The organism is Plantibacter cousiniae (nom. nud.) (genome assembly GCF_977070315.1).
This window is the reverse complement of record NZ_CDRVEU010000015.1, coordinates 152,595-171,131: the sequence shown is the minus strand read 5'-3', so window position 1 is coordinate 171,131 and position 18,537 is coordinate 152,595. Positions and strand designations below refer to the sequence as shown.

Sequence of the window (18,537 nt, the reverse complement as noted above, 5' to 3'; positions counted from 1 at the left end):
GATCTGTCTGTTTAAAGCTGTACGACCTTGACCGGTTTCTTCTCTTTCTTTTTCTTGCCCTTCGCCTTGGCCTTGCCGGATTTCCCGCCGTTGCACTCCACTGCTGTAGTCCAGCCAGACTGGGTGAATACCTGCTCCACCGAATCAACCAAGTACTCGCCATCAAGGCTGTCCCCTGTCATCAGTTCATAGGGCAAGCCCGCACCGGCCGCTGCCGCCATTAGCTGCTGGCGCATGAAGTCGGGATAGTTGTTGCCGCCATCGGGCGGTGTCGAGAACTCGACCTCCTCCCCCGGCAGCAGCTCCTGCATCGTGCCCGGCTCCAACGCAACCATTGGCGTGAAGCCATCGCCTCCGACCTTGAGGGGCGCACCCGTCAACGGATCGAGCATGGGCTGACCTTCAGGAGACGGCTTGCGAATGAAGCCCGCGAACAGGTTGGCCACCTCCTGACGGAACAGGACGGCGTCGTCGAAGTTGTCGAGGCTGCGCAGTCGCTTCAACACCGGTGCCAGGCGAGGCACACCACGAAGCTGGCCGGGCTCCACCGGCTCAAAGATGTGCAGCATCTGGCTGGCCGGGATGCGCACCAGCATGTTGTACCCAGCATTGATCGACGTCATGTCACTGGGGTGTGAGCGATAACACCAGTACGCCACCCGCTTGCCGAATCCGTTGAATTCGATCCCGGCGCGGATGATGTTGCCGGTACTGGTCACCTCAAACTTGTCATGCGGAACAAACTCGGGGGCCAGGCATTGCAACTGCAAGGGCACCGCCAAGCCGTCATCCATCCGCCTGGGTCGTAACCGGACGAAGCATTCGCCCGACTGCTCGACCGTACGGGCGATCAAGGCTTGCAGGCCGTAGAAGTCGGTCAGCTGATCGGCATCGGATTCGTCTACCCAGTCTTCCCATGTCTCCTGAAAAATACGACGCAGCTCCTTGTCCGCGATCCTGGGCTGCGGGGTAATGCCGGTGCCGATCAGGTTGCTGACCCTGCGGTCAATAGCATTGGCCGCATACGGATCGTTGCGCACCGCTGCTCTGGAGCGTGAGCGCAAGTTGCGTAGCGCTGGCATGATCAGGCTGTTGACGCATGTATCAGGTGCGTCCCAAGTGGCGGATCGGCGACCGTCGGCAGCGCCTTCGTAACTGGCCTTCATGCGCTCGGGCAGGACGAAGCCGGAACGCGTCAGCGTGGGGTAACGAGTAGTCACAGGCCCTTGCCCCCATGGTAAAGACGGATGACGCGGGAGCGCGGACCGGCAGCATTGGTCAGGCTGGTGCGGATCAGATCGCGAGCCTGGATCAGCTCATCAACCGAGCGGTACTCGACCGTCCGATCTGCGTAACGCACGATTTTTTCGCCACGCCCTATCGCTGCCTCGACGGCATCCAGGTGCTTCTGGGTGTAAGCCATATCAACTTCTCTTGAGTTAGCGACACATGGAGGCTTGAGTGGGATGTAGGAATGCGGCTGTTAGTAGGCCAGGCTAGTCGCGAGCTTCGTCCCAGCTCCTTGCGAGCATGCAGTTGTAGAACACCTTCATTTCCCACACATCTCCATTAGCTAGGCTTTTTTTGGCTCTTTCATATTGCTTAGCCATCCGAGCCCAACCCCAGCATCCAGACGGGGCATAAAGAGCGTTGAGATGAAAGCCAACAGTTTCGCCATCGCCCTCTGAGTGAGACCGCCACTCCCCCATAAGGAGCATTTCGCCCAGGTGTTGCTCTGTGATCGAAGCACCGCACGCTGAGCCTGAGCACTGGTAATGCACTGCCTGGAAGTCCGACGAATAATGCAGGCGGTCCCATTCCAACGTTTGCATATGTCGGCAATGAGGACATGGCAAGTAGTAATGACGTTGATCACTCACCAAGAACAAACTTTCTATGCGAGATGCTAATTGCCTAGTTGGAGTCCCAGAGAAATAGAACTTGGGCTTCAGTATCGATGTCTCGTGGCAACGCTCTGCCGCCTTGATAAGGTCGATCCCTTGGTCAACATCAACGGGCCAGAAGTCTATGTTGTCACCGCAGATGTAATCAGCAGCAAACGACTGACAGGTTAACGAGGCTGCTGGCATTACGCGAAGCGATCCGCCCTCGAAAGACCTGCTATAAAACTCTCTCTCCATAGTCGTCAATCGACCGCGAAGAGCGGGGGTAGCTTTAAACTCCTTATCGATGCGGAAGTTTAGTCGTAGCGCGAGCTCACGTGTCGGACTCAGGGCAAGTATGTTCGCTGGCGATGAATGAACCATCGAACCAATCCAGTTGATGGCGACCCGAGTATTCATAAGCAGCGAGGCAGCCATGACAACTACACGTTTGCAAGGGTGTGACTGTGAAAGACAGCGCATTGGCCCTTTCGCAAAGGGTGTTCTCTGAAGTAGGTATGGGCTGGGAGAATGGTTATAGCCGCCCGAGGTAGTACTCGCGATGCGCTCTGGACTTCTGAAAGTCCGGGCCTTTGCTCGGGGGCTGCACCGCAGGTGTTTCGGCGCTCGGCAAAAGCTCGCTGTAGACACCGCGATCAATACGACCTTCTTCATGGCGGGCCGCGACAGCGGCTTTGCTAGGATCAGCGGAATCGGCCAGCAACGCTTCGGTAGCTTCCAGATCCACCTTCCCGTCTGGCGTGAGAACCAAGCGTTCCTGCTTTGCCAGTTTGGAAACGTAGGATTTGGCCCAGCCGCGCCGTGCTGCGAAGTCCGACTTGCTGATCACTGTCATGCTGAAATGTCCTGTTCACCCAATGAATACGGGGTGTTCACCTGTTCACCGCAGTTCACTAAGCTGGTGAACCGTCCGCTAACCAAGTCCCGCGAGTCCCCAGCCCCGTATGCCTCGAATACCCCCAGGGTCCCCTGCCTCCTGAGCCGTGGGGGGGGGCAGACCTGACGACGAGCTGGCGCCATCGGTGTCGCCGATTTGTCCGCCCATGCAAAAACCTTGAGAAGACGGACATCCCTGCAGAAAACTGAGCTGCACAAGAACCGCGAGTCCACGTACCCGTGTAGGGAGCCCCCCTCAGGGAGGACCCAAATAGCAGGGGCTCGCGGGTGCTGTGGGCGCCGACTCGACCACTGAAACCGCCGCCTATCGCCCACGCCTCAAGCCTGAGGGCCATTTGCCGAAAAACTCCTAACTGCGAGACATTCACCACCTCTGACGAGCGAAGTGCAAACATGAATGATTTGGAAAAGCAGCTTAGTGGATACATGCAGATCGCTGACATGCTCATGAGGATGAAAGAGACCGGTTTGGTTGAAGACCCTGCTGTCGTAGCCCAACTCAAAGAGCTTCGGGTCGCCATGGCAGAGCTAAACGCGATGACAGATCGACTGCAACAAGCAGTAGATCTGCATAAAGCCGCGACTCGACGCTCGCCCCCTCGTTTGTACGTGGTGAAGCGTTCACCGGACACGTCATCTGGCATTAGTAAATAGCTCTGAAACTTGGCAATCGGCTTCACTGACTTTGACTGCGCAGTATCTGGGCATCAATCTGGTCTGCGCAGGTGTCGAGCAGCCTGATGGCCTGATCCTTGAGCTCCCAGACGTCGCCGTTCGAACGAAGATCGGCCTCATCGGTGTCGATGCGCTCGCAAGGAATCAGCTCAGGGGATTCGATTCGAACCGCTGATGTTTTTGTGACCACCACCGGCGTTGCCGCGCAGGCCGTCAGGCAAAGGCTGAGAAGCCCAATCACGAACAGGTTTGTTTGTGCGTTTGAGATCATCAAAGTCTTTCCTCGCCCGTTTGGCTTTGTCTTCACTGGCCTTGAGCCGCTTGCTCAGATCAGCCTGGTAGTCGGCATTACGCTTGGCTTCTGCCCGTAGTGTGGTGATGGTCGCCAGGCTCTCGGCATTGGCAGCGATGGCTTCGTTCTTGCTCTTTGTTTCGAGCTGCATGGCACCGGTGATGGCGACAACGCGGTACTGCTGGATGCCAACGAGCAGTACCCCCACCAGCGCGATGATTATTGCGGCAGCGATGGCTTTCATACGGAATCCACCTTCCGGCCAATAAATCGGGTGACCAGCTCCCGAATGGCCGTGACGCCGAGAAAGCCGATGGTCCCGCCAGCAGCCACCGACAGGCTGGGCGGCCAGGTCATCCACTCGATCAGACTCGACGCCACCAGACTCAACGCCCCGCATATCAGCGCTTCGAACAGTATCCGGCGCTTACTGGTTTCTTTGGCGTCGTACAGGATGCGCAGTAGAGAGACGACGATGGCCATGATCATGCCCTGCCACAGTGGGTTTGAAATGGCCGCCACGATCCTGGCCCACGTATCTGGTTTGTCGGGCATGGTGCGCATCCGGTTACCACCCTTGGGGTGAGCTAAAAATAAAAACCCCGCCGAAGCGGGGTGAGTGACAGCCTAGGGATGGCTGGGTTGAAGCATGCACAGCAGGTGCTCTGTAGGCGATTCAGGCGCAAATCGCAGATCGTGCCCACCTTGTACCTGCGTTCGGAAAAACCGAAAAGGGCCTGTTAACGGTTGGGCCAAATGTGTCCGCGATAGAACACCAATGCGACCACAATGCGACAAACTACCCGGACGAACGGTCATGCTGTCCTAGAGGGCGCAGCGAGTCGGATTCCCTAACCGACCTCGGCAGTTGAACGCTGGATTGTCGATCTGGCGGCAGCCCACGATGTGCGCGGGTACGTGCTTTAAGAATCACCAACACCTGCTGATGCAGGCGATCTACCCAGTTGCGGTAAGTCCGATCAGCGCCTTCGGCAATACCGACCGCTTTCATCTGATCGCGGACCGTCGCCATGGCGCAATAACGCTCCAGTGCCAACCGGGCCAGCGGTGCGCGGCCTGACCGTTCCAGCTCTGCTACTGCTGCCTGAACCTCACCGGCAATGTGATCAATTCCGCAGCCAGCACCACCAAGTATCCGGGAACCCGGCGTACCGCGCGGCGGCGCCCCGCCCCATTCGATAATGGCCCCCATCTGGCTGCCCAAGCCCCCGCCTTGGCCGCGCTCGCGCATCTGCTCGCCCCAATGCACCATCAACGCTTCGATTTCCTTGATCACTGCCCTTTCCTCTCGAAATCTGAACCCAACACACAAAACGCCCTACCCAACACAGACCCAACACACTTAAAACCTTTTAAAAACAATGAATTAATCAATAGTGTGTTAGGTGTGTTGGGTTTGTCGGGTTTGTCTGTCCTCGCATGGAGAAAAAACAACTGCGCTTTAAGCGGCATTAATAACGTCACGCATGCGCGCACGCGAAGCCAAACCCAACACACCCAACACACACGTCTGCACCCCGCGAAAGATGGGCGTTTGATCTGTGTCGGGTTGCCAAAACCGACCCAAAACATACCCAACACACCCGACACACTTTGAGAGGTACTCATGCTGCGACCGCCTTCACGTGGTCCCAGCTGTCGACGTTCCACCCCGCAAGGCGCGCCTTGGCCCGCCAGGCATCGACGGCAACGCCCAAGTCCGGCGCTCTCATTGATGGGGGAAGGGAAGCCTCAGGATCATCGGGCACAAAGAAAGCGCCGAAGCGCCGATCATTGCGTTCAGTCCAGGGTATTGACCGGGTCTTCTCCACCTCCGAGCTGATGAACAGCGAGAACTTCGTCTGGCTCATCACGTGCTCTTTGTTGCGCTGACACCACTCAAGGAACAAGGCGTAGAGGTCCGTTGAAAGACATACGCCCCAGAGCCCGCGACCCAGTTCGCCATACCGCCAAAGGTACAGAAACGTTTGCCACCCTGCCCGGCTGAGCGCAACCAGCCGCTCGCGTGACGCAGTGCTAGGCGGGCGGGTGCGTTCATTGAAGTCCCCCAGATCCACACGCAGCAGCCAGCCATAAAGCGCGGCGACACCGCCATTCTCCAGCTCACGGCCGATGGCTTTCTGTCGGGCGATCGGCAAAGTCTCCATCGGCCACATGACCAACATTCGCCGGTCACTGTCGCTGATCGGCCACGGCAGGATCTCGTTGCTGAGGAACACCGCGTTCATGTGGTTGGCTTCCTCCCAGCCGTTGATGAACTTCGACTCCATGCGTACGGTCTTGCCGGTGACCAGGTGCTTGATCTTGCCGACCTGGTTGTAACGCTGATCGCGGCTGACCACCTCTTCGAACACGGCCCACATCTTCCGGCTTTGCCAGGCGTTGAAGTTGCTCTCTAACTGGGTCTGGCCAACTGTCGCGGCGTACTGCCCGTAAAGCGCGCCGAAGGTGTCGGCGAACAACAGGCTTTTGCCCGAGCCTTCCATAGTGGAGTGCATCAAAACCGCGGTATCCATCTTGGCCCCGATGCACCTGAACCACCCAACCATCGTGAGCCGCTCGACGCTGATACTGGGCAGGAAAATCCGCAGGTATCGCCGACAGCAGCGCACGGATGGATGCATTGAATGCAGACATAGCAACGCTTGCACGTCGCCGCGAACGCGACCGCAAAGGGTTTCTGCACACTATCGAACTCAAAAACCTCACCATCAGACATCTGGAGGAGCAGTTGAACTCGCGCAGCACCGGCTCGCTCACCAAAGCCGATCTCCAGGTTCTGTCAGACACAGCCATCACGCTGGGGCTGGCCCATAAAACGTGGGTGCACGTCAAAGGCACAGAGCCATGGCGCACTCGGGCAACAAACCAACTCCAGGAGCTGAACGCCATAGTGCTCCGAATCCTTGGCGAGATTCGCGACAGCAACAAACCGACTGAAAGCCCGATAGACGTGGGGGAAGCAGCATGAGCCGCACCGGAGCGCGTGACAGAGCGCGTAGGCAGCTTACCGAAACCCTATCGGTGTTAAGCGAGGGTGCGGCCCTCCTGGGTAAGTCGCGTACGCTAGTCGAGCATATCGATACCCCGGAAGTGGCTCAGTACCTCGCAGATCTGGACTCGTTTTGCGCTCGCCCCTTCCCAGCGCAGGTCGACCAGCACCCTGATAATCAAGCTGTTGATGAGTTCGCTGCTGCAATGAAAACCAAGCTTGCCAAGGCCCGTGCCAAAGGCCGTCACGGCTGGAGTGAGTCATGCGTGCAGGACAAGCACCTGGCCGATCTGCTGGTTGGGCACGTCCCCAAGGGCAATGCTGGCAACTTTGAGGACATCGCGAACTTCGCCATGATGCTGCATCAACGGGGCGCTGATCCTATGGAACTGACATTGGCTTTCAACAACACCAAGCTCGACCTCACCAATGCCGGTTGCCGCGCTCAGAACGGAGCTTATGCTGCGACGATTAAAGAGCGCCCGATCCTGTTCAACGGTGCAATGGTCCGCGCAATCCTGGAGGGCCGAAAGACGGTCACGCGCCGGGCCATTCAGTTTCCGCTCATCGACCGCGCAACCGGTTGCGATCTGGCTGGCAGCGAGATCGGAGCCGCCGATGTTCGCAATAATTGCCCTTATGGCGTACCCGGCCAGCGACTTTGGGTGCGCGAGGCATGGATACCCTCCCCCGACGCAGGGCATGAGTCGTGGGGTAACAACGCTTGCAATTACTCAGACTGGGTGAGAGCAGGAAAGAAAATCGGCGGTATACCTCTCGACCTGCGCAAACCTAGGAATTGCATCTATCGCGCCAATTGTAACGACTACGGTTTCAGGTGGCGGCCCAGCATCCACATGCCGCGCTGGGCCTGCCGCATCCTTCTGGAAATAACCGCCGTGCGCATCGAGCGACTGCAGGACATCAGCGCAGAGCAGGCACTGGCCGAGGGCGTCATGAGCTGCGAGCAGGACATAGACCCAGACGGGAACGATTACTCGCCCCTTGAGCTGTTCGGCGGGCTGTGGACGATGATTAACGGCGATGGCTCATGGCAGTCGAACCCGTGGGTCTGGGTCGTCGAGTTCAAGCAGGTGAAGCCATGACGGTCTCATCGCCAGTAATTCGGTATCACGGCGGTAAATTCCGGCTGGCTCCTTGGGTCGTGGAGCATTTCCCACCGCACACCTGCTATGTCGAATCGTTCGGCGGCGCTGCAGGGGTGCTTATGCAGAAGCCAAGATCTTATGCAGAGGTCTACAACGACCTGGATGGCGACGTCGTGAACTTGTTCCGCACACTGCAAGCAGCTGACACGCGAGCTGATCTGACAGAGCGTCTGGTTCTAACCCCGTACTCGCGGGCCGAGTTCGAGTTATCGTGGGAACCAACCGATGATAACGTCGAGCGAGCGCGCAGACTAATAATCCGGGCACAGATGGGTTTTGGATCAGCAGGCGCAACGAAGGGAGTAACCGGCTTTCGTATCGACACAAAGCGCCAGTACGGTACTGCCCAACAACTCTGGGCCCGCTATCCAGACCAAGTGGCCAATATTGGTCAGCGCCTCACCGGAGTACTGATCGAAAATCGACCAGCAATCGAGGTCCTACTCGCACACGATGCAGAATCAACCCTTCACTATGTCGACCCGCCTTATCTACATGGCACCAGGGTGAACGGAGCGGCGAAAGGACGGTACTACAAACACGAACTTGACGACCTCCAGCATCTGGAGCTTCTGGCCACCTTGCAACAGCTTAAGGGCATGGTCGTTCTCTCTGGCTACCCGAGCGCAATCTACACAGAGTCCCTAAAGGGTTGGACATGCAATACCACGAATGCCCGCATATCTGCGGGCCGAGGAGGCGCTGTTCGGCAGGAGTGTATATGGATCAATCCAAGATGCATGCGGGCGCTTCAACAAACCGGCCTCAACCTGGGAGAGACCGCATGATTGAGCACGATATTGATATATTAATCAAACTCCCAGAGGTATGTCGGCAAGCAGGCTACGGCAAGTCGACCATCTACGAGTTAATTGCTGACGGCGCTTTTCCTGCACCAACAAAACTTGGAAGGTTTTCCCGCTGGTCACAAAAGGAAGTTCAGGATTGGATTGAGCAACAGAAGCTCGCTAGATTTGCAGCTTGATCAAGCAATCTGAAGGCAGGCAAAACCAGTAAAGCCCGCCTTCATGTTTAACACATTAACATCACGGATGAAGTATGTCGTATGTAGCCTCGACTGCTTCTAAAGCAGTTTCCGGAGTAAACTTGTTATCATCGAACATGTAAGCGAGCTCTGTCCGAGAGTGATTATGCGTCAGACCTGAACTAACGTATCCGCCCTCTTGGCTTACGCAAACACCCTTCATCCTAGCCAAATCCCCAACCTTGCCCGCTACATCTCGTACAGCGAGTCGCCCACCAAATACTCCGGCAATACCCGAACTGACAACCTCTAGAAAAATTCTGTCTGGGCTAGCAGCAGTGTCAAACAATTTCACGAGACTCATCTATTAACCTCATTACTAAAAATATAATTATCCCACCACTGCATTAGCGATTTTCGTGCAGGGAGGTACGATGCATGATTATAGGCTGCCTTACTTTTCTTTTGCTCGACATGGGCCAACTGAAATTCAATCACGTCACTAGACCATAGCTCAGATTCGTAAAGGTGGGTAGATGCAGTTGCACGAAAGTCATGACAATGCCAGCCTTTCAAATCCATATACTCAAGCGCGCGGTTTAATGTGGTAGCGCTGATTGGTTCCCTCGGGTGCCGCATTCCGGGAAACAAAAGGTTACCCGCCGTTATCTCACGAAGCTCACGCAGCAGAGCTAGCGCGGATTCAGGCAGCGGAACCAAGTGAATCTTGCGCTTCTTCATTCGCTGGGCCGGTATCGTCCACAGTGCAGCATCCAAATCAAATTCGGACCACTCAGCCAAGCGCAGCTCGACGGTTCGAACAAACAAGATCGGCAAAAGGTAGAGCGCAATTACGGTTCGCCTATGACCACCGTAGTTTTTGACTGCCTTGAAGTACTCCCTCAGCTCTACCAGACTCATTGGGCGACTGTGATTGACCTCGCTCCGCCTAATCGCCCCTCTCACCGCCGCCGCTGGATCAGAGTCCGCACGCAGAGTCGCCACCCCATAGCAGAACACGGCGGAGATCCACTGCCTAACCATCAGCGCCAAGGTGGTCGCGTTACGACGGTCCATTGCAGTGATGATCTCCAATATCTGGGCAGCTGTAATTTCACGCAGGGGTAAGCGACCTATTCTCGGGTAGACATCGTTCAGGAATGCCCGCTCGATCTGATCTCGATACTTTTGAGTGCGCTGGGCCAGCCGTTTCTCAATCCACTCCTGCGCCACGATCTTGAACGTGTTGCGATTTTCGGTCAGTTGCTGCGCCTTCTCGGTTTGCCGCACGTGCGCAGGATTTCGTCCCGATTTGACCAGGTCCCTCGCTACATCACGCTCGGTGCGCGCATCCGAAAGCGACACATCGGGGTAGGAGCCAATCGCGTAAGTGTTTTCTTTACCTGCGAGACGAAACCTGTAGCGCCAGAGCTTTGAACCACCCGCAGTGACCTCAAGATACAGGCCGCCACTGTCGGTCAGTTTGGAGGAGGTTTTGCCCGGCTTCGCCTGGCGGATCTTGAGGTCGGTAAGGGCCATGAGGGTATGCGGGTATCCGATATTTTATACCCGCAACCATACCCGCATTTTATCTGGATGTCTCCGCACTACCACGGACAATGGCGGATGAATCAGCTAGAAAAATCGGCAGAATCAGCGAAAAAACGGACGACGCCGGACAATAGCGAACGAACATCATAGTTATCGATCATCAGCAGCATTTTGCTATCAACCTTTTGATTTACTGACTTGATTCAGGCCTTCCGGATTCTGCTTCACTCATGCATCCCCTCGTCAGCCATAAGGCCGGGGGACGGAGAAAAACATCACAAAATCGAAGGCATACAGGTACGGGACCGGCAGGGCCGGCAAGGAAATAGTCAGGCGCGCCAACGCCAACGGGCGTGAGCCTTGATAACGCGCATCAAAAGCTTGCTGACTGTCGTCACGGAAGGGGTCTCATCGGTACGTTTCAGGACATTAGCGTACCGAATCGGCCGGTGCAATATGAATGTACCGGGCTGCGCCGATTGAAAAGCGGTTAAAGGCTGAAAAGAGGGCCGCGCCTCCTCGCGGAGGCGGGATTGAGGCAGGGGCACGATGGCCGAGGGTGGGGAGCCGAGAGGAACATCAGTGCGCAATCTCGCGCACGTAGGCTTGGCAGGCCTTCAAAGCGATCAATCCCTGATCGCCGTAGTCGGTGATGGCGACAATTCGTCCAGCAGCCGCTGGGTCAAGTTCGCCTCGCGAGCTTCCATGAACCACGCCGCCGGTATCGGTGCCGGCTGGCATGCCATCACGGTTGGCGGGGCTGTTGGCGAGGAGGACTGACAACCGCAAATCAGCGGTAGCCAGGCGATCACGCAAACGAGCCTGAGCAGTCTGTGCATCGCTCAACTCCTTGTGGATGGTTGTATCGTTGGTGTGCAAACGGACTTCCAGCGCCCGTCGTTGTGCCTGCTCGGCGTTCTGCCAGTCGACGAGCGCCAGCGCCGCCTGCTCGCGCTCGTGCTGCCATGTCAGCTGTTGCGCGGACAGTTGCAGGCCATAGCGGGCCGCCTGCCATTTCCAGGCGGCCCATGTACCCAGCCCTGACCCCAGCACGAATGCGAGGATGAGGAATCGCATATCCAGCACTTTCACGGCAGCACCTCCAATGCCCGCTGGTAAAGCGCCTGCCGATCCGCCAGGCCGTTGGTACCGCCGTTGATGCGGCGGGTGATCATCAGAAAATCACCCTTGTCTGCCAGCGCGTTGAGGTTGGCCCGGTCCCAGAACCATGCCGCCGACATGGCGGCGTGGTCGGGTTGTTCGAGCAGTTGCGGCTGGGCAAGCAAGTCCAGTCCGAGCGCCTCCCCGCACGCCTCGTAGTTGGTCCGCCCCGTCACCTGAATCAGCCCACGGCCCCGATATAACTGACCGTCGCCATCTGCCTCTGGCGTATTGCCCAGACGCAACGCCAACTGGCCCGTGTCGTACTTGGCCAGATAGCTGTCGCTACCCAGCTCGCGCACATAACGAAGCTGCCCGGATTCATGCCCGATCTGAGCGATGAACGCGGCGATACGCAGCCGAGTGTCGATGGCGTAACGGGCCATGGCGGTATTGAGAGCAGGAACGAAAACGCCGGCTTTAGGGCCGGCGTTGGGGAGGATTTGCAGTAGTTGTTGCTGGTTGATAGGCATGGTTACTCCTGCCTTGCTTATGACGCTCGTCAGTGTCCCCAATCGACGAAGCTCTCGTGACTCAAAAGCGACGCGCATTAGGGGTAACAAACGCCCCATCATTGCGAGGCGTCGTTACCTGAGTCGTTAGCAGCAGTCATGTCAGCAGGTCGCGGCGATATCGAAAGCATAAACAGTAACGCCAGCTTCAGAGCCGGCTCGGGTGCATTCGTCTTCGCGCACGCCCTGCCATATGGCCAACTACTCAGAAGGTGGCACATACACAAAAGGCTGCGCAGGCGCCACTGGCCAGTCGAACTTCCTTGGATAACCTGGCAATGTATCAATCAGGGAAAGCCGCACGCGATAAAGACGGAACGCGTACAGCTCAGCGTTGATTGCTGGCACGGATTTCAATTGCTCTTCGGTCGCCAGATTCATTGCTATGGCGTCCTGAAGAATATCCAGTTCGTCCAGCAACGAGTGGATTCGATAGGTAGCGTTACTTGACAAGTTATTCCGCTGACTCGTCACCTGCTGCAAGACCGCCTCCTCGGTCGGCTCGAGAACCGGGCCGAACTCACCGGCGAGGGCACGGTTAAACAGATCGACTCCATGAGCAGCGGAGTCGTTGGGGGACGCACCAAAAGGCACCTCGCCGTAAGTGTCTTTAAACTCTGCAAACAACACCCACAGATTAATGTATGTGTGTGTCATATCGGACCAACGTGGATCACGAGCGCTTATTACTGTGTACATAGGAATACCTTTGATTTTCTAGTGAGAAAGTATGGGTTTATGAATGATTGATGCTTGCGGGCGTCAGCGGACCTCCTGTTTTGTTTGAGTGGAAGGGAACGCTAGTCAGCGTTTGAAGTACGGCATGAACGAATGCAATGCCTGCGATGGCAGGAACAAAAACGCCGGCTTTAGGGCCGGCGTTGGGGAGGATTTGTAGCAGTTGTTGCTGATTGATAGGAATGGTTACTCCTGCCGTGCTTATGAATCTCGTCCGTGCCCACTGTCGACGAAGCTCCTGTGATTCAAGAGCACTCGTATTGCGGGTAAAAAACGCCCCATCATTGCGGGGCGCTTACGCAAGTTCTTTTGAAAGCCAATCAGGCGACTGAGGGCGATGCTCCATCAAAGGAAACGCTCCTGACTCCGGCCATTCACGAAGACTATGGCGGTAAGACTGAAGCTCGATATAGTGCGTTGATGTCAAGGTTGATATCGCCCCACCTTCCAGTTCATCGCGATGGCGACTGACTAGCCGGTCCGTGGCTGCCAGTTGTTCATCTCGCCAAAAGCGCTCATTAGCAAATAGCGCTTTTTCAGGCAGCGGTAGCGGATCGGCAAGGATTGGAAGCCCATTATCATCGGCAATTATCCGCAATCCGGATGCAGGCCCATTGAGCAAAGCGGCATGTCGCTCACTCGATATTTCCAGCGCTTCCTCAGGTATATAAGTGTTTTCTGACGAATCGTAAAAGCCATTTGTTGTAGCTGAATAAAAAATCATGTGCCCAGATCCTCAGTAGCCGATGCCAATAATTGTAGTGCCTGCAACTGAACCGATCTTCAAAGACTGTCCAACGTTGGCAAGCTTTGCGCCTTGTTTGTTTCTGTCGATAATAGACAATGTCATGTAACCGTATTCGGCGACTGTAAAATCGGGAGCAAAGGCAATGGAGACGGCCGCATTATCGAATGAGATAGGCCAGTTGAAAGGCACCACGGTCCCCTGCCCTAGCGGTATGGAAACGGTGATCCACTGCATAAGCGTTCCGTTCGGCAGTCTTTGACGTCCAGAAGGACCTATGACGCCCGCAAACGCAGCGCAATACTTGGAGGCAATGCTGCCTCCTAGCAGACGCCACTCACCGGAAACCCGAGATAAGAGCGCCGAATCGCCAATGCCCAGTACGATTGGGACAGTCACACCCGTCTGATTCGTAAGGCTGTCAGTCCCGGAGGCCATCAACGTAACAGCACCGGCTCCGGCACTCACAACCATGACAGTTCCACCGGCAGGCACCTTCGCTGCCGCAGGCATCGTTACAGTGACCGCAGTTGAGGACGCAGCGCTGATTACCCCTCCGATACTGTCGACTCCAAGTACAGTACTGGAGGCTATAGAGTTGAAATTTGACCATTCAAACCCTGGGTTACTCCCATCTTCCACCTGCCCGAACTGATTGACCTTCACCCGACTGTAACTACCGGCCGCCACACCGCTGCGCCCCAATGCACGTTCGAACACCAAACCCGTGGTGCCGAGAACAGGAGCGGTGGTGTTCACTAACTGCCACACTGTCCCGGCGTTTTTCGTGCCGGCCTGCACCGGCACCAGATGACCCGGCGTGCATTCGGTGCTTTCGTTCGCATCCTGCGCACGAGCCCAGGCGCCTGCCGCGGCCACATAAATCCAGTTCTGCGACGCAGTGTCCTGATTCTTGACCAGCACCCGATCACCGGCCGCCAGTGTGACGTCATCAATGGTCTGCAAACCGCTCAGCCCAATGGAAACTGTCGTGGCGCAACGCACCGATTTTTTGTAATCGGATGCTGCCAGGCCAAGAATGGCTCGATGTAACTGGGTGACATCCTCCTCGTTAGGTACGAGACCAGCCCCCAGGATCACGTTCAAGATCTCCTGCGTCACCGAGTTGCCCCACTGCGCCGGGATCAGCGAACCAGGGGTGCCGGTTGCCGGGTTTTCATCTACAAACTTGCCGCTGACCAAGCCTACGCTTGGCACACTCTTGGGATAATCCACATTGTGTTCCTCAGTTGAAATTAACGAATTCGACGCTGTGCGCCGGTGCAGCTCGACGGATCAAGCACTCGATGGCGGTGCCGGGGTTGACCCCGAACCGCTCTCCCCAGTAGCTGGCCCCGAAGCGCCGCCCCAGGCGCTGGCGCCCACCGGTGTTCAGGGTCCACATGAATTGCGCGTTCCAGGTGCCGAAGTGCGCCTGGCCAAAACGCGAACGCCCCATACGGGGCGCTCGGTGCTCGGTCACGGTGGCATCGGGGTAGCCTTGGCTGATGGCAATGTCGATGTAGAACGCCGCGTTCTGCCCTCCTGTCGCCACAAGCCGCTGACGCACCGACAGACGCCGGTCTGCGAACAAGGGTTTGAGCCCCAGGCACGGATCAGGCAGGTTCATCACCCGCTCCCAGTCCGGGACCAGTTCGCTGACGGTGGCGGGGTCCATCTCGTTGAGCAGGTCGAACGCGCGGCCATCGATGCGTGCGAACTCGCGGGACAGGCCGGTAATGACCTGCTGCAATTCCGGCACCCGCTCCGGATCCCACGCGGGACCGGGTGGCAACAGCGCCTGCAGTTGTCCGGCGTAATGTTCGGCAGTTCTTATGACGACCATTGAATACCCCCGAACGTGAGCAACTGGTTGGCCGCGGCAGTAACGTTGGCCACGGGTGAAACCAGCACATGATCGGTTTCGCCTGTCGCGCGGCTGATGGCCTCGGCGATGTGCGTGAGCAACAGGGTTTCGCCCAGTCCGCCCTCACGGTTGTGCAGGTCCAGCAGTTGCGCTTCGACCGCCGCCCGCACGGCGGAGGTATCCGGTGTGAGCCGGATGGTGTAGACCACCGGTTTCTGCACCGGCGCCAGCACATACACGTCTGCGGTGACCGGACGCAGCGGCTCGATATACGCAGCGACCGCAGCCAGCTGCTCGGCGTCAGGAATGGGATCGGCCTGGTCGTCACGCATGAAGAACACCGCCACCGTCCCCGGCCCCATGAACCGGCGCACACACCAGGCGCGTGTCACGCCCGGCACTTCCAGCGCCCAGGTCACGTAATCATCCTGATTGCCGCCATGCGGGATGACCCGGTAGGAGCGCACGACACGCGCACGCAACGACTCGATACTTTCCTGCGAGATGCCGCCGGAAAGTCCGTCGGCAATGACGGTGAAGGTGCTGTCGATGCCTTCGACCGGTTGCACGGCAGTCATCACCAGACCGGCATCCGCATTACCCAGAACACCGGCATCCACCGCTTCGACCGTGGTGGTGTTATTGCCCGCAACCGTGGTGACGCCTTTAGTGACGCGGTAGAAGCGTCCATCACTGAACTGCAGCACAGTGTCCGCATCCAGCACCGCGCCGGCTGCAGCGGTAAAGCGCACCGTGCCGGTAGCGGCCTGTGCCACCTTGCGCGGTTGCCTCAGGCGCAGGATGGCCTGCCGCTCGAGGGTTTCCTCGTCAGCGGTGTCCGGCAGAATCTGGTCGGCGATCCAGTCCTGATAGCCGTACAGACCGTAGGCCGCGCCGCTGTGCGCACGGGACAATACCCGCGCATCGGACTGACGCAGCGCTTCGTCGGCGAGGTCGACCTGGGTTCGGTTGATCAGCGCCGGTAACGTAGGTGTTTCAAACGGCATAAATCACCTGCCACTGTTCAGAAGGGTTGAAACGCACGAGCTGACCGTCCGAGACGACCAGCTCGACGCCCAGGTTCAGGCGGTTGCTCTGAACCTGTTCGGTAAGGATGTTGATGTGCTTGACCTGGCCATCTTCGATCAGCCAGTCGAGCGCTTCGCGGGCATAGAACTCGGCGTCGCGCTGGGTCTGGGCAGTCAGCCTGACCCGGCGCAGCAGCCACAGCCTGGAGCCAATGCGGTCATTGGCCTGTGCCGGGTAGGTGTCGCCCCACCAGCCATAGCGCTCGGCATCGTCGAACGGGTCGTCCGCTTCGGCACGCCGCCAGGTGAACAGGCTGATGACCACCGAGCGCAGCAAGGACGCCTGCAGAGAGCCTTCGATAATCATCCAGCACCTCCAACGGGCGGCCCGCTCTGGCCATTACCGCCCTGCACGTTGCCGTGCAGATGGCTGATCTGGCTGATGCCAGCGGCAAGCTGGTCGCCCTGAGACACGATCTTTCCGGTCTGGGTGATCTGCGGTGTGTCGAAGTTCACGGCCACCGTCGCCTTGATGTTCAGGGTGTCGGTTTCAATGTCGATGACCTTGCCGCGCTTGAGGTGAATCTTGTCGCCCTCGTCGGTATAGATCGCCACTTCGCCCGACTCCAGGCCCTTGAGGCGATAGCGCCGGTCGGCCACCACCAGCAGCAGACCGTGCGACCGGTCGCCACCAATGAAGGCGGCAATGCCCTCGGCGCCAGCCAGCGGGTTGCTGGTGAAGCCATAGGGTTCGAAGTGCTCCATGTCGTCCTTGACCTCTCCGGCGGTGAGGCGCATTTGCAGCGCCTGCATTTTGCTGCTGGCCCTGGCGAGCACCACCGTGCCGCGCACCAGCATGCGATTGAGTAAGCTCATGAGGTTGTTTCCTCGTCGATGGGCAGCAGCCAGGAGTAAGCGTCCTGATTGACCTGCACCTTGCTGCGCTTGTTGGGGTCACCTGGCTCGGCCTGGAAACCTTCAGGCGGACCGACCACCAGTGTGGTGATCGTGCCTTGGTCGCTCAGCGAGTAGGTCACGGCTGAAATCAGCATGTTGCGGCTTGTGAAACCGATGACCGGATCAATCACCCGGACCATGGTGTTGTGCCGCCAGAGCGCCCCGTTGGACTGCCGCCAGCCCTGGACCTTGTAGGTGGTGAGCAGCGCCTTGCCGGCCCGCTGACCACGCTCCCAATTGGCGCGACTCAGGGCAAGTTTCGGTGTGATCGGCGCATCCTCATGAACGACCAGTACGCGAAGACGCTTTTTATGCGCAGGGTCGTCATGCCGGTTATCCGTGACTTCTGCCGAGACTTCCGACGACTCCTTGCCGAACGTCTGGTCATTACCGGTCTGTTGACCAATGACCCGGTACTCGGAAAAAAGCCCGGAAAAGTCCCGCGTGATGACGGCGCTCAACACATTCTTGCCGAGTTCGAGCGCGTCTGCGCTCTGCCCACGACTACCCGGCCTGGCCAGCACCACATTGCCGTATTCGTCATCGGTGGAAAAAATCCGGAACAGGGTCAGCAGCCGGTCAATGGACTTGAACACGGTTTCGGCAGGCTCGATGGTGTGATCGGCCATCTTCGAGGTCTCCGGTATTTCGCTGATCACCGACAAACCATAAGGAGCAGCCAGCGCTTCAACAATCTTCAACACCCCCACCTCCTTCCACTGGCTCGGCCTGTTGATGGCCGAGCAGTCGATGAGGTCGGCGGTTTTCGAGCGTCCGGAAATCTTTAGCGTGATTTGCTTGCCGTCATAGCTGATCGGTGCGGCAAACACCCAGCCGGTCAGAATCAACTCGCCGCCGATACGTACTTCGCACGCTGCGCCGGGCGTGATCGGATGCGAGATTTCAGTGCCCGGCCACTGCCAGGTAATGCTCACGTCAAAGCTGCGCGCCTGACGCTCGATCCCGGCAGAGATTTCCACCGACTTCCAGCCGGCATAGTCGTGCTCGTCAACCGTCAGGGTGACAACGTTAGGGTCGATCAT

24 protein-coding genes are annotated in these 18,537 nt (G+C 57.7%); 5 read left to right on the top strand and 19 right to left on the bottom strand.

The features are described from left to right. Positions 1 to 11: 11 nt before the first annotated feature. The 4 genes from ACW55A_RS24980 to ACW55A_RS24965 form a co-directional block, all read right to left on the bottom strand. On the bottom strand, positions 12 to 1,220 hold the full coding sequence (locus tag ACW55A_RS24980) for a phage portal protein (RefSeq protein ID WP_498811734.1): 1,209 nt from the start codon (positions 1,218 to 1,220) through the stop codon (positions 12 to 14). Next, positions 1,217 to 1,423, bottom strand: coding sequence for a phage head-tail joining protein (locus ACW55A_RS24975; RefSeq protein WP_019333399.1), 207 nt, complete (start codon positions 1,421 to 1,423; stop codon positions 1,217 to 1,219). Before ACW55A_RS24975 ends, ACW55A_RS24980 begins: the two co-directional genes overlap by 4 nt. Positions 1,424 to 1,496: 73 nt before the next feature. Beyond that, positions 1,497 to 2,534, bottom strand: a complete 1,038-nt coding sequence (locus tag ACW55A_RS24970) for a terminase gpA endonuclease subunit (RefSeq protein ID WP_498811749.1) — start codon at positions 2,532 to 2,534, stop codon at positions 1,497 to 1,499. Then, complete coding sequence (locus tag ACW55A_RS24965; RefSeq protein WP_498811733.1) at positions 2,419 to 2,739, bottom strand: hypothetical protein; 321 nt, start codon at positions 2,737 to 2,739, stop codon at positions 2,419 to 2,421. Before ACW55A_RS24965 ends, ACW55A_RS24970 begins: the two co-directional genes overlap by 116 nt. A 455-nt stretch (positions 2,740 to 3,194) precedes the next feature. On the opposite strand from ACW55A_RS24965, the gene ACW55A_RS24960 reads away from it, so the two are divergent. Beyond that, positions 3,195 to 3,455, top strand: a complete 261-nt coding sequence (locus ACW55A_RS24960; RefSeq protein ID WP_498811732.1) for a hypothetical protein — start codon at positions 3,195 to 3,197, stop codon at positions 3,453 to 3,455. Positions 3,456 to 3,625: 170 nt separating this feature from the next. Here ACW55A_RS24960 and ACW55A_RS24955 read toward each other — a convergent pair whose 3' ends face one another. The 4 genes from ACW55A_RS24955 to ACW55A_RS24940 form a co-directional block, all read right to left on the bottom strand. Beyond that, a complete protein-coding gene (locus ACW55A_RS24955) occupies positions 3,626 to 4,012 on the bottom strand; it encodes a hypothetical protein (protein WP_498811731.1) in 387 nt (128 codons plus the stop codon). Further along, positions 4,009 to 4,323 (bottom strand): phage holin family protein, encoded by a 315-nt coding sequence (locus ACW55A_RS24950; RefSeq protein WP_498811730.1) that lies wholly within the window; start codon positions 4,321 to 4,323, stop codon positions 4,009 to 4,011. The genes ACW55A_RS24955 and ACW55A_RS24950 overlap by 4 nt, the downstream gene beginning before the upstream one ends. Positions 4,324 to 4,567: 244 nt before the next feature. Continuing rightward, positions 4,568 to 5,065 (bottom strand): hypothetical protein, encoded by a 498-nt coding sequence (locus tag ACW55A_RS24945; protein ID WP_498811729.1) that lies wholly within the window; start codon positions 5,063 to 5,065, stop codon positions 4,568 to 4,570. Between the two features lie 328 nt (positions 5,066 to 5,393). Next, positions 5,394 to 6,305, bottom strand: a complete 912-nt coding sequence (locus ACW55A_RS24940) for a DUF5906 domain-containing protein (protein ID WP_499140655.1) — start codon at positions 6,303 to 6,305, stop codon at positions 5,394 to 5,396. A 98-nt stretch (positions 6,306 to 6,403) separates the two neighbouring features. Between ACW55A_RS24940 and ACW55A_RS24935 the strand changes: the two genes are divergently transcribed. The 4 genes from ACW55A_RS24935 to ACW55A_RS24920 are packed head-to-tail and all read left to right on the top strand — an operon-like array spanning position 6,404 to position 8,935. Next, positions 6,404 to 6,760, top strand: a complete 357-nt coding sequence (locus ACW55A_RS24935; RefSeq protein WP_498811727.1) for a hypothetical protein — start codon at positions 6,404 to 6,406, stop codon at positions 6,758 to 6,760. Next, positions 6,757 to 7,887 (top strand): hypothetical protein, encoded by a 1,131-nt coding sequence (locus ACW55A_RS24930; RefSeq protein WP_498811726.1) that lies wholly within the window; start codon positions 6,757 to 6,759, stop codon positions 7,885 to 7,887. Before ACW55A_RS24935 ends, ACW55A_RS24930 begins: the two co-directional genes overlap by 4 nt. Continuing rightward, entirely contained in the window at positions 7,884 to 8,738 is an 855-nt protein-coding gene (locus tag ACW55A_RS24925) for a DNA adenine methylase (protein WP_498811725.1), read from the top strand. Before ACW55A_RS24930 ends, ACW55A_RS24925 begins: the two co-directional genes overlap by 4 nt. Continuing rightward, entirely contained in the window at positions 8,735 to 8,935 is a 201-nt protein-coding gene (locus tag ACW55A_RS24920) for a helix-turn-helix transcriptional regulator (RefSeq protein WP_003377353.1), read from the top strand. The genes ACW55A_RS24925 and ACW55A_RS24920 overlap by 4 nt, the downstream gene beginning before the upstream one ends. A gap of 360 nt (positions 8,936 to 9,295) precedes the next feature. Here ACW55A_RS24920 and ACW55A_RS24915 read toward each other — a convergent pair whose 3' ends face one another. The 11 genes from ACW55A_RS24915 to ACW55A_RS24865 all read right to left on the bottom strand — a co-directional run bounded on the left by ACW55A_RS24915 (position 9,296) and on the right by ACW55A_RS24865 (position 18,537). After that, entirely contained in the window at positions 9,296 to 10,474 is a 1,179-nt protein-coding gene (locus ACW55A_RS24915; RefSeq protein ID WP_498811724.1) for a tyrosine-type recombinase/integrase, read from the bottom strand. Between the two features lie 591 nt (positions 10,475 to 11,065). Beyond that, positions 11,066 to 11,563: a lysis system spanin subunit gene (locus ACW55A_RS24910; RefSeq protein WP_498811723.1), complete on the bottom strand. Its 498-nt coding sequence runs from the start codon at positions 11,561 to 11,563 to the stop codon at positions 11,066 to 11,068. A gap of 11 nt (positions 11,564 to 11,574) precedes the next feature. Then, a complete protein-coding gene (locus ACW55A_RS24905) occupies positions 11,575 to 12,120 on the bottom strand; it encodes a glycoside hydrolase family 19 protein (RefSeq protein ID WP_003433193.1) in 546 nt (181 codons plus the stop codon). 240 nt (positions 12,121 to 12,360) lie between these two features. Further along, positions 12,361 to 12,858, bottom strand: a complete 498-nt coding sequence (locus ACW55A_RS24900; RefSeq protein WP_074807403.1) for a tail fiber assembly protein — start codon at positions 12,856 to 12,858, stop codon at positions 12,361 to 12,363. A 334-nt stretch (positions 12,859 to 13,192) separates the two neighbouring features. Beyond that, complete coding sequence (locus tag ACW55A_RS24895; RefSeq protein WP_455808898.1) at positions 13,193 to 13,621, bottom strand: tail fiber assembly protein; 429 nt, start codon at positions 13,619 to 13,621, stop codon at positions 13,193 to 13,195. A gap of 12 nt (positions 13,622 to 13,633) precedes the next feature. After that, positions 13,634 to 14,878, bottom strand: coding sequence for a hypothetical protein (locus ACW55A_RS24890; RefSeq protein ID WP_498811722.1), 1,245 nt, complete (start codon positions 14,876 to 14,878; stop codon positions 13,634 to 13,636). A 10-nt stretch (positions 14,879 to 14,888) separates the two neighbouring features. Continuing rightward, entirely contained in the window at positions 14,889 to 15,488 is a 600-nt protein-coding gene (locus tag ACW55A_RS24885) for a YmfQ family protein (RefSeq protein ID WP_058402094.1), read from the bottom strand. Then, positions 15,476 to 16,516, bottom strand: a complete 1,041-nt coding sequence (locus ACW55A_RS24880; RefSeq protein ID WP_003372716.1) for a baseplate J/gp47 family protein — start codon at positions 16,514 to 16,516, stop codon at positions 15,476 to 15,478. Before ACW55A_RS24880 ends, ACW55A_RS24885 begins: the two co-directional genes overlap by 13 nt. After that, a complete protein-coding gene (locus ACW55A_RS24875; protein WP_003394886.1) occupies positions 16,506 to 16,904 on the bottom strand; it encodes a phage GP46 family protein in 399 nt (132 codons plus the stop codon). Before ACW55A_RS24875 ends, ACW55A_RS24880 begins: the two co-directional genes overlap by 11 nt. Further along, on the bottom strand, positions 16,901 to 17,413 hold the full coding sequence (locus ACW55A_RS24870) for a phage baseplate assembly protein V (RefSeq protein WP_003372720.1): 513 nt from the start codon (positions 17,411 to 17,413) through the stop codon (positions 16,901 to 16,903). Before ACW55A_RS24870 ends, ACW55A_RS24875 begins: the two co-directional genes overlap by 4 nt. Continuing rightward, positions 17,410 to 18,537, bottom strand: a complete 1,128-nt coding sequence (locus ACW55A_RS24865; RefSeq protein WP_003372722.1) for a phage baseplate assembly protein — start codon at positions 18,535 to 18,537, stop codon at positions 17,410 to 17,412. Before ACW55A_RS24865 ends, ACW55A_RS24870 begins: the two co-directional genes overlap by 4 nt.

Bases quoted from the DNA above. Each gene is read 5' to 3' on its own strand.
- ACW55A_RS24975 (WP_019333399.1), bottom strand. From the start codon at position 1,423: ATGGCTTACACCCAGAAGCACCTGGATGCCGTCGAGGCAGCGATAGGG.
- ACW55A_RS24965 (WP_498811733.1), bottom strand. From the start codon at position 2,739: ATGACAGTGATCAGCAAGTCGGACTTCGCAGCACGGCGCGGCTGGGCC.
- ACW55A_RS24960 (WP_498811732.1), top strand. From the start codon at position 3,195: ATGAATGATTTGGAAAAGCAGCTTAGTGGATACATGCAGATCGCTGAC.
- ACW55A_RS24955 (WP_498811731.1), bottom strand. From the start codon at position 4,012: ATGAAAGCCATCGCTGCCGCAATAATCATCGCGCTGGTGGGGGTACTG.
- ACW55A_RS24950 (WP_498811730.1), bottom strand. From the start codon at position 4,323: ATGCCCGACAAACCAGATACGTGGGCCAGGATCGTGGCGGCCATTTCA.
- ACW55A_RS24940 (WP_499140655.1), bottom strand. From the start codon at position 6,305: ATGGATACCGCGGTTTTGATGCACTCCACTATGGAAGGCTCGGGCAAA.
- ACW55A_RS24935 (WP_498811727.1), top strand. From the start codon at position 6,404: ATGGATGCATTGAATGCAGACATAGCAACGCTTGCACGTCGCCGCGAA.
- ACW55A_RS24930 (WP_498811726.1), top strand. From the start codon at position 6,757: ATGAGCCGCACCGGAGCGCGTGACAGAGCGCGTAGGCAGCTTACCGAA.
- ACW55A_RS24925 (WP_498811725.1), top strand. From the start codon at position 7,884: ATGACGGTCTCATCGCCAGTAATTCGGTATCACGGCGGTAAATTCCGG.
- ACW55A_RS24920 (WP_003377353.1), top strand. From the start codon at position 8,735: ATGATTGAGCACGATATTGATATATTAATCAAACTCCCAGAGGTATGT.
- ACW55A_RS24915 (WP_498811724.1), bottom strand. From the start codon at position 10,474: ATGGCCCTTACCGACCTCAAGATCCGCCAGGCGAAGCCGGGCAAAACC.
- ACW55A_RS24910 (WP_498811723.1), bottom strand. From the start codon at position 11,563: ATGCGATTCCTCATCCTCGCATTCGTGCTGGGGTCAGGGCTGGGTACA.
- ACW55A_RS24905 (WP_003433193.1), bottom strand. From the start codon at position 12,120: ATGCCTATCAACCAGCAACAACTACTGCAAATCCTCCCCAACGCCGGC.
- ACW55A_RS24900 (WP_074807403.1), bottom strand. From the start codon at position 12,858: ATGTACACAGTAATAAGCGCTCGTGATCCACGTTGGTCCGATATGACA.
- ACW55A_RS24895 (WP_455808898.1), bottom strand. From the start codon at position 13,621: ATGATTTTTTATTCAGCTACAACAAATGGCTTTTACGATTCGTCAGAA.
- ACW55A_RS24885 (WP_058402094.1), bottom strand. From the start codon at position 15,488: ATGGTCGTCATAAGAACTGCCGAACATTACGCCGGACAACTGCAGGCG.
- ACW55A_RS24880 (WP_003372716.1), bottom strand. From the start codon at position 16,516: ATGCCGTTTGAAACACCTACGTTACCGGCGCTGATCAACCGAACCCAG.
- ACW55A_RS24875 (WP_003394886.1), bottom strand. From the start codon at position 16,904: ATGATTATCGAAGGCTCTCTGCAGGCGTCCTTGCTGCGCTCGGTGGTC.
- ACW55A_RS24870 (WP_003372720.1), bottom strand. From the start codon at position 17,413: ATGAGCTTACTCAATCGCATGCTGGTGCGCGGCACGGTGGTGCTCGCC.
- ACW55A_RS24865 (WP_003372722.1), bottom strand. From the start codon at position 18,537: ATGATCGACCCTAACGTTGTCACCCTGACGGTTGACGAGCACGACTAT.